Annotated in this window: 13 protein-coding genes; 3 read left to right on the top strand and 10 right to left on the bottom strand. The window is 64.8% G+C overall.

Going from position 1 to position 14559, the window contains the following annotated elements; genetic code table 11:
* Positions 1 to 368 precede the first annotated feature (368 nt).
* Together AWB74_RS00755 and AWB74_RS00760 are read left to right on the top strand one after the other, a co-directional pair.
* Complete coding sequence (locus AWB74_RS00755; protein WP_061144868.1) at positions 369 to 773, top strand: helix-turn-helix domain-containing protein; 405 nt, start codon at positions 369 to 371, stop codon at positions 771 to 773.
* Positions 774 to 826: 53 nt separating this feature from the next.
* The gene (locus AWB74_RS00760; protein ID WP_061144869.1) at positions 827 to 1432 is read left to right on the top strand and encodes a copper-binding protein; all 606 of its coding nucleotides are present in this window, start codon (positions 827 to 829) and stop codon (positions 1430 to 1432) included.
* Between the two features lie 103 nt (positions 1433 to 1535).
* Here AWB74_RS00760 and rhaS read toward each other — a convergent pair whose 3' ends face one another.
* The 6 genes from rhaS to AWB74_RS00790 form a co-directional block, all read right to left on the bottom strand.
* Complete coding sequence (rhaS, locus tag AWB74_RS00765; protein WP_061123600.1) at positions 1536 to 2549, bottom strand: rhamnose ABC transporter substrate-binding protein; 1014 nt, start codon at positions 2547 to 2549, stop codon at positions 1536 to 1538.
* Positions 2550 to 2628: 79 nt separating this feature from the next.
* Positions 2629 to 3633: an ABC transporter permease gene (locus AWB74_RS00770; RefSeq protein ID WP_061144870.1), complete on the bottom strand. Its 1005-nt coding sequence runs from the start codon at positions 3631 to 3633 to the stop codon at positions 2629 to 2631.
* On the bottom strand, positions 3626 to 4666 hold the full coding sequence (locus AWB74_RS00775) for an ABC transporter permease (protein WP_061145234.1): 1041 nt from the start codon (positions 4664 to 4666) through the stop codon (positions 3626 to 3628). Before AWB74_RS00775 ends, AWB74_RS00770 begins: the two co-directional genes overlap by 8 nt.
* Complete coding sequence (locus AWB74_RS00780; RefSeq protein WP_061144871.1) at positions 4666 to 6177, bottom strand: sugar ABC transporter ATP-binding protein; 1512 nt, start codon at positions 6175 to 6177, stop codon at positions 4666 to 4668. The genes AWB74_RS00775 and AWB74_RS00780 overlap by 1 nt, the downstream gene beginning before the upstream one ends.
* A gap of 12 nt (positions 6178 to 6189) precedes the next feature.
* Positions 6190 to 7074: an amidohydrolase family protein gene (locus AWB74_RS00785; RefSeq protein ID WP_061144872.1), complete on the bottom strand. Its 885-nt coding sequence runs from the start codon at positions 7072 to 7074 to the stop codon at positions 6190 to 6192.
* Positions 7075 to 7103: 29 nt separating this feature from the next.
* Positions 7104 to 7418 (bottom strand): L-rhamnose mutarotase, encoded by a 315-nt coding sequence (locus tag AWB74_RS00790; protein WP_061144873.1) that lies wholly within the window; start codon positions 7416 to 7418, stop codon positions 7104 to 7106.
* A 162-nt stretch (positions 7419 to 7580) separates the two neighbouring features.
* Between AWB74_RS00790 and AWB74_RS00795 the strand changes: the two genes are divergently transcribed.
* Positions 7581 to 8549 carry a LysR family transcriptional regulator gene (locus AWB74_RS00795; protein ID WP_407642379.1) on the top strand — a complete coding sequence of 323 codons (969 nt, stop codon included), beginning with the start codon at positions 7581 to 7583 and terminating at the stop codon, positions 8547 to 8549.
* Here AWB74_RS00795 and AWB74_RS00800 read toward each other — a convergent pair.
* The 4 genes from AWB74_RS00800 to AWB74_RS00815 all read right to left on the bottom strand — a co-directional run bounded on the left by AWB74_RS00800 (position 8536) and on the right by AWB74_RS00815 (position 14557).
* Positions 8536 to 9318 carry an SDR family NAD(P)-dependent oxidoreductase gene (locus AWB74_RS00800; protein WP_061144874.1) on the bottom strand — a complete coding sequence of 261 codons (783 nt, stop codon included), beginning with the start codon at positions 9316 to 9318 and terminating at the stop codon, positions 8536 to 8538. The two genes, AWB74_RS00795 and AWB74_RS00800, sit on opposite strands and share 14 nt — an antisense overlap.
* A 70-nt stretch (positions 9319 to 9388) precedes the next feature.
* A complete protein-coding gene (locus AWB74_RS00805; RefSeq protein ID WP_061144875.1) occupies positions 9389 to 11905 on the bottom strand; it encodes a carbohydrate-binding family V/XII in 2517 nt (838 codons plus the stop codon).
* A gap of 136 nt (positions 11906 to 12041) precedes the next feature.
* A complete protein-coding gene (gene rhmD / locus AWB74_RS00810; RefSeq protein ID WP_061144876.1) occupies positions 12042 to 13220 on the bottom strand; it encodes an L-rhamnonate dehydratase in 1179 nt (392 codons plus the stop codon).
* Positions 13221 to 13237: 17 nt separating this feature from the next.
* On the bottom strand, positions 13238 to 14557 hold the full coding sequence (locus AWB74_RS00815) for an MFS transporter (RefSeq protein WP_061144877.1): 1320 nt from the start codon (positions 14555 to 14557) through the stop codon (positions 13238 to 13240).
* Positions 14558 to 14559 lie beyond the last annotated feature (2 nt).

The following is a 14559-nucleotide window of genomic DNA, read 5'->3' on the forward strand; positions in this document are numbered from 1 at the left end:
CGCCGGGAGCGCGTCGATTGCCTATCGGCAGCGTTCATAGGCAATTCACTTCGATTTATCAAGCCCAAAAAATTTTCGCCGATGGTTGCCCATCGTGCCCGAAAACGTTTATTGGTACATCCCTGTAAGCCGGCTCGTTTCACACGCCGCGCATCGACCTTACTTCAAGCACGCCCGATCAAGTCCCGCCGTCTCCATTCGACAAGGGGGCACGCATGAACGCATACGGACGCCGCAACGTTGCACCCGCTGCTCGCGCGCACCGGCCGGAACACGGACGAGCGCCGGATGCCGATTCCGGCTCGCAGTGCCGCGCCTGACGTGGCGGGCGGTTCGCACGTAATCCGAACCATCGAGCGGCGCGCGCGATGCTCTCCCATCCGAAAACACTGCCGAGCGTGGTGCGACGCATGACGGCTGGGCGCATGTTGCTCGATGGCGCATCGGTCGAAGCGGTGGCCGACGCGTTGCATCTTTCGCTGCAGACGGTACGACGCTACAAGGCGATCGTCGCCGATGGCGGCCTCGACGCGCTCGCGAAGATGGGTGTCGGCGGACGCGCATCGGTGCTCGATCGCGACGCGCTCGACTGGATCGCCGCCGCGTTGCAGGGATCGGCGCGCGAGCACGGCTTCGAGAGCGCCACCTGGACCAACGCGCGCCTGCGCGAGCTGATCGAGCGGCGCTATGGCGTGCGTTACTCGCGTGTTTATATCTGGCAGATCGCCACGAATCTCGGGCTCGGTCATTTGCTGTCGAAGTCACGCCGCTGAAGGCGCGGCGTTCACGCTCAACGAAGCGCTCTATACAGACAAGGAGGCAACGCATGAATCGCTCGTCAACTCAACGGCCGCATCGCGCAATCAGGATCCTGGCGACGTGCGCGGCGCTCGCTTTCGGCGCGACAGGCAGCGCGTCGGCTCAGGACACGGCATCCGGCCCGCAGGCGCGCAGCGCGGCGGCCGTCGTGCAGGTGCAGGCGCGCGTGGTCGGCATCGATCCGACGACCAACAGCGTATCGCTGCAAGGCCCGCAAGGGCGCGTCGCCGAAGTGGCGGTCAATCCGGAAATCGGCGACGTCAAGAAGTTGCAGCTCGGCGATATCGTCAACATCGACTACCGCGCCGCGCTGCTCATGCGCGTGTCGAAGGTGAAGTCGGACGGCATACGCCAGCGCATCGAAACCGACGCGGCGATCCCGGCATCGGGCGGCGTGGCGGCGCAAGCGCGCGTCGTCGAGGTGATCGGGACCATCGAGCGCGTCGACACGAAGAAGCGGCGCGTGACCCTGCGCGGGCCGAGCCACACGGTGACGCTCGACGTCGCGCCGGACGTATCGCTCGCGGGGTTGAAGGCGGGTGACATGGTGCAGGCGCGGTTCGAGTCGGCGACCGCCGTGCAGGTGATGAGGAGCGGACAGTCGGTGAAGTGAACGGGCTCGGCCGAAGGCAGGCCGTTCCTGTTGCAACGCCACAAAGACGAAACGCCCCGCAGGGCGTTTCGTTCTCTCTCAGGTCTGTCGCGACCTCTTCACGTCAAAAGTTGAAGTTGTCGATATTCGCCGAATCGAACGTCGTCGGCGGTCCGAGAATCACTTCCCCGCTCTTGCCCACGGTGCGCTTGCCGAGCTTGCCCGCATCGAACGAATCGCCTTCCTTGCCGGTGATCGTCCCCGACGCTAGATTCGCCGCCGCGAACGCCGCCAGATAACCCAACTGACCCGGGTCCCAAAGCTGGAACGCCTTGACCGTGCCGTTCTTCACGAACGCGCGCATCTGGTTCGGCGTGCCGAGCCCCGTCACGACGACCTTGCCCTTCGACGGCGAACTCGATATATAACGCGCCGCCGCCGCGATACCAACCGATGTCGGCGCGACGATGCCCTTCAGATTCGGATACGCCTGAAGCAAGCCCTGCGTCTCGACGAACGACTTCTGATCGTCGTCGTTGCCGTAGGCGATTTTCACGAGCTTCATCTTCGAATACTCGGGCTTCTTCAGTTCCTCCTGCATCCATTTGATCCACGTGTTCTGATTCGTCGCGTTCGGCGTCGCGGAAAGAATCGCGAACTCGCCCTCGCCGCCGATCAGCTTCGACAGCAGTTGAATCTGCCCGCGCCCGATCGCTTCCGAGTCGGCCTGATTGACGAAGATCTGCCGCCCGTCCGGCGCTGTATCCGAGTCGAAGGTGACGACCTTGATGCCCTGCGACATCGCCTTCTTCAGATACGGCACGACCGCGTTCGCATCGTTGGCCGCGATCACGATCGCGTTCTGCCGCTGCGTGATGAGCGTGTTGATATAGCTCACCTGCGACGACGCGCCCGCATCCGATGGCCCCACGACCTTGCCGTCGCCTTTCATCTCCTTGATCGCGGCCATGCCGCCGTCGTCGGCGATCACTTCGTAAGGGTTGTTGATCTGCTTCGGCAGGAACGCGATCTTCAGGCCGCTCTTGATATCCGCGGCGCTTGCCGTCAGCGCGACAGTCGCGGCGAGAAAGGCCGCCGCCAGCGCCGGGCCGCGCATGAATCGAATGGGCTTCTTCATGTCGTAAAGTCTCCTGTCATTGCGCGCGGGTTCCGGGCCCTTGCGCTGGTTTTTCAACATCAACGGACAACGTACTCAATCAAAGCGCCCGCGCCATCAGACGCTTCTCGCGCGCCGCCCGCCAGCGCGCGACGAGATTCGGAATCAGCACCGACGAGAGCAACAGCGCGCCCGTCACGATCGTCAGCGTTTCGCTCGATACGTCCGCGAGCGTCAGTGCATTGCGCAACACGCCGATGATGACGAGCGACAGCAGCACGCCGATCATCGAGCCGCGTCCGCCGAAGATGCTCACGCCGCCGAACAGCACCGCCGCGATCACGGAAAGCTCGAAGCCTTCGCCGTTGTCGCCGCGCGCGCTCGTGAAGCGCAGCGTGTAGACGATGCCCGCGGCAGCGGCCATCGCGCCCGACATCATGAAGAGCTTCAGCTTCGTCTTTGCGACGTCGATGCCCGAAAATTGCGCGGCGGTCGGATTCGCGCCGATCGCGTAGAGGCTGCGGCCGAACGGCGTCGCCTGCAGAAGAATCGTGAAGACGATTGCGCCCGCGATGACCAGAACGAATGGCATCGGCAGGAAGCTGCCCGCGATCGTATCGATGCCGAAGGCCGTGTACGACGCGGGAAAATCCGCGATCGCCTGATCACCGAGCAGCACGTAGGCGAGGCCGCGAAACAGCGCGAGCGTGCCGATCGTCACCGCGAGCGAAGGCAGATTGAAGCGCACGATCACGAGGCCGTTGAGCAGGCCCGCGAGCGTGCCGAACAGCAGCACGAGGACGATCACGAGCGGCATCGGCAAGCCCATGTGCCAGAGCACGCCCATCAGCGCACTCGACGCGCCGAGCACCGACGCCACTGACAGATCGATCTCCGCCGCGACGATGATGAGCGTCATCGGCAACGCGATCAGCGCGATCTCAGTGAAGTCCGCGAGCATGTTGGAGATGTTCGCCGATGACAGGAACATCGGCGATAACACGCGTCCGCCGATCAGCGATACGACGAGCACGATGACGAGCATCGCTTCCCATTGCAGATGGCGGCGCTTCGCCGTAGACAAAGCGGAATCGGGTTTAGCCATGATCGCGTTTCCTCATCATGCGGCGCGCGACGGAACGCGCGAGCAGGGTATCGAGCGCGATCGCCGCGACGATCAGCGCGCCTTGAATCGCCTGCTGCCAGAACGGCGACACGCGCAGCACCACCAGCGCGATGTTGATGACGCCGAGCACGAGCGCGCCGAGCGTCGCGCCCGCGATGGTGCCGACGCCGCCCGTGATCGCCACGCTGCCGACCACGGCCGCCGCGACCACTTGCAGCTCGATGCCCTTGGCCGTGCTGGCATCGACGGTGCCAAAGCGCGCGAGCCACAGCACGCCGGCCAGTCCCGCGATCGCGCCGGACAGCAGGAAGCCGATCATCACGCGCCGGTCGACGCGAATGCCCGCGAGCCGTGCGGCTTCCGGATTCGAGCCGATCGCATAATGCTCGCGCCCGCCGCGATACTGCTTCAGATACACCGACAACGCGATCAGCACGACCAAAGCGATCAGCACGAGATTCGGCACGCCGAAGAGCGAGCCCGTCGCGATGGCCGCGAACGCATCGGGCAGGCTCGTCGCGTTGATCTGGCCGCCGTGGACCCAGGCGTAATCCGCGCCGCGCACGATATAGAGCGTCGATAACGTGGCGACGAGCGAAGGCACGCGCCCGAACGTCACCAGCGCGCCATTGAGAAAGCCGATCACGAGCCCGACGCCGATGCCCGCGAGCATCGCGACGACAACCGGCATGTGCGGAAACATCACGAAGAGGCTGCCGACCGCATACGCGCTCACGCCGACCACCGATGCGACGGACAAATCGATATGCCGCATCAGCATCACGATCATCATGCCCGCCGTCAGCAGGCCGATGATCGACACGTTGAGCAGCACGTCACGCAGATTCTGCAGATTGAGGAAGTCGGGTTTCACGGCAGCGGTCGCGCCGATCAGCACGAGCAGCACGATCAAAAGCGTCAGCTCGCGGCTCTTCGCGATCGATACCGCGAGGCTTTCGCGTTTCGTTTCGGCGGCGTGCATCGCGGGTAGCGTCGGAGAATGTCGTGTCATCATGCTGCGCGTCCCAGAGCTTGCGGCGAGGCGCCCAAAGCGGCGCTCATCACACGTTCCTCGTTCGCATCGGCGCGGGCGATATCCGCGCTGATGCGGCCTTCGTGCATCACGAGCACGCGGTCCGCCATGCCGAGAACTTCGGGCAATTCGCTCGAAATCATCAGCACGGCCATGCCTTCCTTCACGAGCTCCGCGAGCGTGCGATACACCTCCGCTTTCGCGCCGACATCGATGCCGCGCGTCGGCTCGTCGATGATGAGCACGGTCGGGTTCGTCGCGAGCCATTTGCCGAGCACGACTTTCTGCTGATTGCCGCCCGATAGCGTGCCGACGGGCGCATCGAGATCGCTGGCTTTCAGGCGCAGGCGTTTGCCCCAGTCCGCCGCGAGCATCGATTCGCTTTTCGCGCTGATGAGCCCGTGGCGCATCAGACGTCCGAGCACGGTCAGCGACGCATTGCGCGCGATGCTCAGTTCGAGCGCGAGCCCTTGCGCGCGGCGATCTTCCGGCACGAGCGCGAGGCCCGCGCGCACGGCGGCGGCCGGCGACCCGAGCGCCAGTTTTTTGCCCGCGATCTTCACCTCGCCACCATCGACCGGATCGATGCCGAAAATCGCGCGCGCGACTTCGCTTCGCCCCGCGCCGACCAGTCCCGCCAGGGCGACGATCTCGCCGGCGCGCACATCGAACGAGACGTTCTTGAACACGCCTTCGCGCGTGAGATTACGCACCGAGAGACGTACATCGCCGGGCGTGACGTCGGCTTTCGGATAGAACGTGTCGAGATCCCGGCCGACCATTTTGCTCACGATCGCGTCGATGCTCATGTCCTGCGTGAGCGCGTCGGAGACCTTCATGCCGTCGCGCATGATCGTCATGCGTTGCGTGAGCGCGAACACTTCGTCGAGCCGATGCGTGATGAAGAGGATCGCCGCATCGCGCTCTTTCAACCCGCGCACGATCGCGAACAGCCGCTCGACTTCGGGCAGCGAAAGCGCGGCAGTCGGTTCGTCCATGATGAGCACGTTTGCGTCCAGCGACAGCGCCTTCGCGATTTCGACCACTTGCTGATCCGCGATCGACAGCCCGCGCACGAGCCGTTGCGCGCGCAGATTCACGCCGAGCGACGCGAGCAGCGCATCCACTTCGCGATGCATCTCGTCGTAACGAATGCGGCCGAAGCGATCGCGCGGCTGCCGGCCCATGTAGATGTTCTCCGCGATGGAGAGATCAGCGAAGAGCGTCGGCTCCTGATAGATCACGGCGATGCCCGCATCGCGCGCCTCGGCGGGATTCGCGAAACGGCGCGCGACGCCTTCGACGAGCAGCTCGCCCGCATCGGGCTGATAGACGCCCGCGAGCAGCTTCACGAGCGTCGATTTTCCCGCGCCGTTCTCGCCGAGCAGCGCGTGCACTTCACCGGGAAAGAGCTGCAAGCTGCCGTCGCCGAGCGCGCGCACGCGGCCGAACGATTTGCTCGCATGCCTGAGTTCGAGTCTTGGCGTCATGCTCGTGTCTCCTTATATGCGGTAGATCCGCTCCGCATTGCGCACGAAGAGCTTGCTCTTTTCGCTGTCGCTGGCATCGCTCACGATCTGCGCATACGCGTTCCATATCGCCGTGTATGTGCCGAACAAGCGGTCCACCGGAAAATTCGATGCGAACATCGCGCGATCAGTGCCGAAGGTATCGATCGTCTCGTGCACGTAAGGACGCAGGCTCTCGACGGTCCAGTCGTGATCGAACATCGCGAAGCCGCTCAGCTTCACCGCGACGTTCGGGCAGGCGGCCAAGAGGCGCATGCCTTCGCGCCACGCGCGATAACCCTGCGTCGAATTGCGGTCGACGAACATCCCCGCGTGATTGACGATGAATTGCGTATCGGCATGTTCGCGGGCGAGTTGCGCGGCCTCTTCCATCTGCGAGGGATAGAGCTGCAAGTCGAACGACATATCGAAACGCTTCAGCAGCGCGAAGTTGCTGCGCCATTGCGGCTCGCGCATATAGTGGCGGCCGACATAATCGTAGAGCCTGTTGTCATGCACGTTGAGAATCTGACGGATGCCGCGCGTATTGACGAACGCCGCGTGCGCTTCGAGCACGGCCTGCGCGTTGTCCGCCGAAAGATCCGCACCCGCGACGATGCCGTTCGGCATGCCTTCGCTATCCGCGATCGATTGCAGCCAGCGTGTTTCCTCGACCGGATCGGCGGGATCGTGATTCGCATCGACATGCACTAGCTTCAGCACGTCGACGTCTTCCGCATCGCGCAGCAGATCGGCGAGCAGATAGTCGTGCTTCAGGTCACGCGCATCGCCGACGAACGACGTCTGCGGATTCGCGAGCCACGGGTAATGATGCGTGGACAGATCCCACAGGTGAATATGCGGATCGACGACCTGCATGTTGCTTCCTCGCGAAAGAGGCGAACGTTTCAGGGAAGATGAAAGACCGGCGCGAGCGGCACGGCCACAGGCGCGTTGTCGTGATGCGTCTCCATCAGCTCGGCCATGGTGTCCCACCACTTGCGCATGACGGGCAGCGCCGGCAGCGCGTCGGTCGTATGTGTCTCGGTGCGCTTGTAGCTGGCGAAGAGATGTCCGGTCGATTCGTCCAGAAAGATCCAGTAATCGCGGATGCCCGCGGCACGCAACGCATCGGCCAGTTCCGGCCAGATTTCGCGGTGGCGTTTCTCGTACTCGCCGCGCATGCCCGGTTTCAGGGTCATGCGAAATGCCACTGTCTCCATGCGGCCCGCCTTGTTCTGATTGGTGATTCCCTGTGTTCGGGACTCGTTGTGCTGCGACTATAATTCGCCGACCGATAACACGACAATCCGATTGCAGGATTGGCCGATCGCAAAAACGTATCGCTGCGCCGTATCTTCGCGCGGTTCCACGCGGACTGTCGAATGAATCAGAACGTGTCCCAAAGTGTGTCTCCGAATGCTTTAGTCAACCGCCTGAAGTTCAAGCATCTGGCGTTGCTGGTCGCGCTCGACGATGCGCGCAATCTCCATCAGGCCGCCGAGGCGATCAATGTCGCGCAGCCGAGCGCGAGCCGCATGCTGGCGGATATCGAGGAGGCCTTCGGCTTTCTGCTCTTCGAGCGCAACGCGCGCGGCATGCAGCCGACGCCGCTCGGCACCGCCGCGCTCGCTTATGCGCGCCGCGCGCTCGCCGATCTGACGCGCTTCGCCGATGATCTCGACGCGAAGCGCCGCGGCGGCCACGGGCAACTGACGGTCGGCGCAATCATGGGCGCCGCGCCCGACGTGCTCGCGATGGCCGTCACCGAACTGAAGTCCGAGCGGCCGCTTCTGAACGTGCGGATTCTCGGCGAAACGAGCGATCAGGTCGTGCAATTGCTGCATCGCCGCGAAGTCGATCTCGCGCTCGGCCGCCTGACGACGCCTCTACAGCACAACGATTTCGATTTCGAGCCGCTCGCGCGCGAAGCGATGCGGCTCGTCGTGCGCGCGGGGCATCCGCTCGCGGACAAGACCGCGCTCGCGCTGGATACGCTCGTCGGCTGGCCGTGGATTCTGCAGCCGATCACGAGCCCCGCGCGCGGACTCTTCGAAGACGAACTCGCGCGCGCCGGGCTGACGACGCCCGCCGATATCGTCGAATGCGCGTCGATCTTCGCGACGCTGCAATTGCTGCAAAACAGCGAGGCCGTCGCGATGCTGCCGGAATCCGTCGTGCGCGATTATCTGCGCGCGCAATTGCTGATCGAACTGCCGATCGAAATAGGCAAGAGCCTGTCGGGCTTCGGGCTGTTGCGCCGCAAGTTCGAGACGTTGAGCGAACCGGCCGAGTACTTCATCGCGCTGCTGCGGAAATACTCGGCGGCGTCTCTGGCGGCTATTGCAGGTTGACGAACAAGCCGCCGTCGACGAGCAAGGACGCGCCCGTCACATAGCGCGCGCGGTCCGATGCGAGAAAGACGACGCATTGCGCGACGTCATCCGGCGCGCCCAGACGGCCCAAGGGAATGCGCTTTTCCATGTAGGCGCGCTTGTCGGCATCCGACAGATCGTCGGCGTTGAGGTCCGTCGCGATGGTGCCAGGCATCACCGAGTTGCAGCGTATGCCGTAGGGCCCGAGAGCGATCGCGCACGATTGCATCAGCGAATGGACGCCCGCTTTGGTCGGCGTGTAATGCGTCTGCATGCCGCCGCCGACGAGCGCGCTGATCGAGCTCGTCGCGACGATCGCGCCGCCTGTGCCCTGCGCCTTCATCTGGTTCGCGGCCGCCTGCGTGACGTAGAACGCGCCGTTCAGATTCACCGCGACCGTCGATTCATAGACGGAAGCCGGCATGTCGAGAAACGCGTGAAACGGACAGATACCCGCATTGCTCGACAACACATCGACGCGACCGAAGGCATCGACAGTGCGCCGGATCAGCTCGAGGCCCGTCTCGCGCTCGGCGACGTTGCCTTCGATTGCGATCGCGCGGCGCCCCAGCGCTTCGATCTCGCCGACGATCGATTCCACCGCCGATGCCTTGCCGTACGAGCTGTCGTTGTCGCGCCAGTAGTTGATCGCGACATCGGCGCCTTCACGCGCGCTCGCAAGCGCAATCGCACGGCCGATGCCGCGCGATCCGCCCGTCACCACGACGACCTTGTTCTCCAGAAGCATCAATGTCTCCTCCTTGTCGGGCGGATGACGGCTTGCGCCGCCATCCGCGTTTGCCTATGCGCCTCAGCGCCTAGCGGCGGAACCCTCCGTGAAAGCCGCCGCCACCGCCGTGGAAACCACCACCACCGCCGCCGCCGAAGCCTCCGCCACCGCCATCACCGAAGCCGCCGCTGCGATTCGCGAAGCGATCCTGTCCGCCCTCGCGCGCTTGCCGCTGCTGATCGAGATTATTGTTCAACGCCGAATCGTTGCGATCGACCGACTGCCAGCCATTGGACGTATGCTGCTGCCAGCCGTTGTCCTGCGTGTGCTGATAGACGTTGCCGTCGTGCGCGGCGTAGACATCGCCGTTATTCCACGCAACCGCATTGCCGCGCGATGCGTTCGTGACGACGCCTCGGTTCACCGTCTGCGCCGTGCCGTTCTGCACATTGCCCGTGACGCCCCGCTCCGCGACGCCCGCGCGGCCCGTCTGCGCGTTGTATCCGCCGACCTGCCGGCCCGCCGCGTAGTCGCCGGTCTGCGCATTGCCTGCGACGCCCGCCCGGCCCGCCGCACTACGCCCGGTCACCGGATTGGTGATCGCGCCTTCGCGCCCGGCCGCATAGTTGCCGGTATAGGCATTCCCGACGACACCCGCGCGGCCCGCGCCTTCGCGCCCCGTCACCGGGTTCGCGAACGAACCCTGGCGTCCCGCCGCGAAGTTGCCCGAATACGGATTGAATGCCGCGCCCCGGCTGCCTTGCCAATGCGCGCCCGTCGCCGGATTCCAGCCCGCGGCCGCCGTGCCGCGCCACTCGTTGCCGGTCCACGGGTTGTAGCCCGCCGTGTGCGTCACGGTGCCAGCGCCCCAGCGGCCATAGAAGTTCGCCTGGTTGATATTGACGTAGCCCCAGCCGCCGCCGTGGTAACCGCCCCAATACGGGCCCCAGTAAGGCGCGCACGAGCCCCAGATCGCGCCGGCGGCAAAGCCGAACGCAAAGCCGACGGCGGCGTCCATCGCGAAGCCCGCGTTGTAACCGTAGGTCGGAGGATAACCGTAGTACACCGTCTCGCCCACGTACGGCTGATACGCATAACCCGTCCCATAGACCACCGTGCCGCTGTCGTTCACGACGACGCCCATGTAGCCCGGCGAATAACCGACGACGACCGCATCGGGCGTCACGGAGTACACGCGCACGTAGGTCACATAATGCAGCGGCGACTGTACCGGAATCGTGTAGATGACGCCGGGGACATCGGTGGCGACGGCCCACGGGCCGGTCGGCGCGGCAGCCGCGAACCAGACGCCGTTCTGCACCGCGTAGTACTGCGTGCGGCTCACTTCGATGACCGGCGTCGCCGTGTTGACCGCGTATTGCAGCGGCGTGCCTTCGATCGCCTGGAAGTGCGGCGATCCGTCATACGCGACGCTCACGTGCGCCTTCGTGCGCGAGACGGTCGCGGTCTGCGGAATGGTCGCGGCAATGGCCGCTTCCTTCGCCTGCGGCGTGCCCGGCACGGACACGAGCACGTTGCCCTTCGGGTCTTGCGGCGAAATCTTCGCGAAATCCTTCGGCAGATCCTGGCCCGGCACGTACTGCCACGGTCCCTTATCCGACGGTCCCGCGAACCAGCGGCCCGAAACCAGCACGAAGTGGCGATTGGTCTGCGGCTCCACGAAAGCCGCATGATCCGTGTTCGTCACGGTCAGCAAGCCGGTGCCCGCGACGGGTTCGAGCCGCGGCGGGCCGTCGGTGACGACGAGCTCCGTCGGCTGCGTGGCCACCAGCACGGCGGGCGCCTGCGACGCGGGCTTGCCGCCTGGCGGCAGCATCGAGTCGGCTTTCTGGCCGGCGTCGGCCTTTTTCGCGGCGGCGACGAGCGCCTGCGGCTGCTGTGCGAGCACGGCCCACGGACCGTTCATCGATTGCGCCGCGTACCAGTATCCGCCCGCGTTCACATAGACGTGACCGCTGCCGTCCTTCAGCAGCATCGCGCGGCTATTGATGGCGCGCTGATAGCCGGTCCCGCCGACATCGCGCCATGCCGGATTGCCGTCGATCATCACGAGGATGGTCGGCGACGATTCGAACACGATGTTCGGCACCGGATTCTGCACCGCGACCTTCTCCATGTTGCCGACTTGCTTCGACACCGCATAGCTCGTCTGCAACTCGTCGAGCGACACGGTCATGCCCTGCGCCGGCAAGTGCCCGACGATCGCGCTCTTCACGTTGCCCGCGACGCCCGGATTGGTCGGCACGCTGACATCGCCGATCTTGATGTTGCTCAGGTGCACGAAACCCGATGCCTTGTCGATATCCGCGTCGGCGGTGAACTGCGCGACGCCATAAGTCGGCGATGCCGTTCCGCTCGACGCGCCTACGGCCACCGCCGCGCGCCCCGCGATGTGATTGCCGTTCCATTGCTCGATCTGCGGTTGATACATTTCGATGCGCTGGGTGGAGGTGTCGAGCTCACGCGGCCATTGAACCTGCGCCGCGGCCGGCACGGGCGGATTCGCCGCATACGCCGACGACAAGCCGAAAGCAAGACAGGTAGCGGTCACGAGCGCGGACCATTTATGCGATATCGCTGCCATTCGAGTGACTTCCTTTTAAGACAAAATTTTACTTAGCAAACCCGATCACTGCTCGCAAATCATAAGTCGTGCGATTGCGTCCGGCCTGCCGTTTTCGTCTCAAACTGTCACAGTTTCAGGAAGCCGCCCGAGGGCATCAGTGCGTGTAAGGCCGCGTCAGCGCGCATTCCGGATTCAGGCGCACGCCGAAGCCGGGCGTCTCCGGCACCTTCATGCGGCCGTTCACGGGCACGGGTTCATCGAGCAGCAGGGGCGTGAACATCGGCATGACCTGATCGGCCTTGGGCGCCATCATCAGGAACTCGGCGAACGGCGAGTTGTGGCGCGTCACGACGAAGTGATAGCTGTACACCGACGATCCGTGCGGCACGACGAGCACGTTATGCGCGTCCGCGAGCGCCGAAATCTTGATGAGCTCCGTGATGCCGCCGCACCAGCCGACATCCGGCTGCACGAGATCCGCGCAGCCCATCTCGAACAGCATGCGAAAGCCCCAGCGCGTCGCTTCGTGCTCGCCGGTCGTCACCATCATTCCGCCCGGCACGGAACGGCGCAGTTCCGCGTAACCCCAGTAGTCGTCGGGCGGCAGCGCTTCCTCGATCCACTTCAGGCCGTGCTCGCGCGCCGCGTTCGCGAGGCGCTTCGCGTAGTTGAGATCGAGGCTCATCCAGCAATCGAACATGAGCCAGAAATCGTCGCCGACTTTCGCGCGCATATCGGCGAGTTTTGCGATATTTTTCGCGAGCCCTTCCTCGCCTTCCGCCGGCCCGTGCTGCAACGGCATCTTGCCGCCGATGAAGCCCATCTCCTTCGCGAGATCCGGGCGCGCGCCCGTCGCGTAGAACTGGAGTTCGTCGCGCACGGGGCCGCCGAGCAGATGAAACACCGGCTCCTTGCGCACCTTCGCGAGCAAATCCCACAGCGCGAGATCGACGCCGGAAATCGCATTGAGCACGATGCCCTTGCGTCCGTAATAAAGCGTCGCGTTGTACATCTGATCCCACATCTTTTCGATGTCCGTGACGCGCTGCCCTTCGAGAAAACGCGCGAGATGCTTCTCGACGATGAACGCGCCGATCTCGCCGCCCGTCGTCACCGCGAAGCCGACGGTGCCGTCGCTCGCCTCGATCTCGACGACGAGCGAGCCGAGCACGTTCAGCCCGAACGACTGGCGGCTCTGCCGATATTCGGGATAGCGGGCCATCGGCGTGGCGATGTGATCGTCGATCCAGTGATCGGCGCCCTGATCGTGATAATCGGCGCCGCCGCCGCGGACCGTGAACGCGCGCACTTGCTTGATGGTCGGCATGGACATTTTTTATCTCCTTCGAATCAGGATGCGTTGGCGGCGTTGCCGCTCGGAATGGGCGTGCGCTCGGGCGTGCGCACCAGCAGGACGATGACGAGCGCCGCCAGCACGCTCGCACCGGCGAGCACGATGAGGCCGGCGCTCGTCGAATGGAATGCGGCTTCGGCGGCGGTGCGGGCCATCGGCGCGAAGAAACCGCCGAGTCCGCCGAGCGAGTTGATCAGCGCGATGCCGGCCGCGGCCGCCGCGCCCGTCAGATAGCGCGTCGGGAAGGTCCAGAAGAGCGGCTGCGCGGCGATGAAGCCGCTCGCCGCGCAGCACAGCGCGATGAGCGACACGGCCGGCGACCCCGCGAGCCCGGAGACCGCGATCGCGATGCCCGACATCACGAGCAGCGCCGCCGCGTACTGGCGATGCCTGCCCGTGCGATCGGCGTGGCGCGGCACGATCCACGTGACGATCACCGCGGCGATCCACGGCAGCGCGGTCACGAGCCCGACGTGCAAGCCCACTTTTGTGCCGAGCAGCGCGGCCACCTGTTGCGGCAGGTAAAAGATGACGCCGTACACCGCCGCCTGGATCAGAAAGTACACGCAGCACAACACGAGCACGCGTCCATCGACGAGCGCGGCGAGCACGCCGCGTGGCCCGTGCGACGACGCGGCGCGGGCGTCGTCGCTTAGGCGGCCGATCAGCAACGCCCGTTGTTCGTGCGTGAGCCAGCGCGCTTTGGCGGGATCGTCATCGAGATACCAGAACGCCCACACGCCGACGATCGACGCCAGCAGCCCTTCCACGAGAAAGAGCCATTGCCAGCCTTTCAGGCCGAGCGCGCCATGCAGATCGAGCAGCAGACCGGACAGCGGCGCACCGAAGATGAACGCGAGCGGCGCGCCGAAGTAGAACACGCCCAGCGCCCGCGCACGCGACGACTGCGGAAACCAGCGCGTCAGGTAATAGACGATGCCCGGAAAAAATCCCGCTTCCGCGACGCCGAGCAGAAAGCGCAGCGCATAGAACGTCGTCGCGGAGTGCGCGAAGGCCATCGCGGCGGAGACGAGGCCCCACGTCACCATGATGCGGCACATCCACAGCTTCGCACCGACGCGATGCAGCAGCAGATTGCTCGGCACTTCGAAGATCGCGTAGCCGACGAAAAACACGCCCGCGCCGAAGGCGAACGCGGCATTGCTGAGGCCGGTGTCCTGCTGCAGCGCCTTCTGCGCGAAGCCGATATTCGCGCGGTCCAGAAACGCGAGCACGTACATGAGCAGCAGAAACGGCAGCAATCGGCGCATGACACGCGACGTGACGGCGCCTTCCGACTGGGCGGAATGGTTCATGT

Source organism: Caballeronia arvi (assembly GCF_001544695.2).
GTDB lineage: Bacteria > Pseudomonadota > Gammaproteobacteria > Burkholderiales > Burkholderiaceae > Caballeronia > Caballeronia arvi.

Coding starts and splice junctions, on each gene's coding strand:
- AWB74_RS00805 (WP_061144875.1), bottom strand. CDS start 11,905: ATGGCAGCGATATCGCATAAATGGTCCGCGCTCGTGACCGCTACCTGT.
- AWB74_RS00780 (WP_061144871.1), bottom strand. CDS start 6,177: ATGACGCCAAGACTCGAACTCAGGCATGCGAGCAAATCGTTCGGCCGC.
- AWB74_RS00760 (WP_061144869.1), top strand. CDS start 827: ATGAATCGCTCGTCAACTCAACGGCCGCATCGCGCAATCAGGATCCTG.
- AWB74_RS00755 (WP_061144868.1), top strand. CDS start 369: ATGCTCTCCCATCCGAAAACACTGCCGAGCGTGGTGCGACGCATGACG.
- rhmD (WP_061144876.1), bottom strand. CDS start 13,220: ATGTCCATGCCGACCATCAAGCAAGTGCGCGCGTTCACGGTCCGCGGC.
- AWB74_RS00795 (WP_407642379.1), top strand. CDS start 7,581: ATGAATCAGAACGTGTCCCAAAGTGTGTCTCCGAATGCTTTAGTCAAC.
- AWB74_RS00815 (WP_061144877.1), bottom strand. CDS start 14,557: ATGAACCATTCCGCCCAGTCGGAAGGCGCCGTCACGTCGCGTGTCATG.
- AWB74_RS00775 (WP_061145234.1), bottom strand. CDS start 4,666: ATGACACGACATTCTCCGACGCTACCCGCGATGCACGCCGCCGAAACG.
- AWB74_RS00785 (WP_061144872.1), bottom strand. CDS start 7,074: ATGCAGGTCGTCGATCCGCATATTCACCTGTGGGATCTGTCCACGCAT.
- AWB74_RS00800 (WP_061144874.1), bottom strand. CDS start 9,318: ATGCTTCTGGAGAACAAGGTCGTCGTGGTGACGGGCGGATCGCGCGGC.
- AWB74_RS00770 (WP_061144870.1), bottom strand. CDS start 3,633: ATGGCTAAACCCGATTCCGCTTTGTCTACGGCGAAGCGCCGCCATCTG.
- rhaS (WP_061123600.1), bottom strand. CDS start 2,549: ATGAAGAAGCCCATTCGATTCATGCGCGGCCCGGCGCTGGCGGCGGCC.
- AWB74_RS00790 (WP_061144873.1), bottom strand. CDS start 7,418: ATGGAGACAGTGGCATTTCGCATGACCCTGAAACCGGGCATGCGCGGC.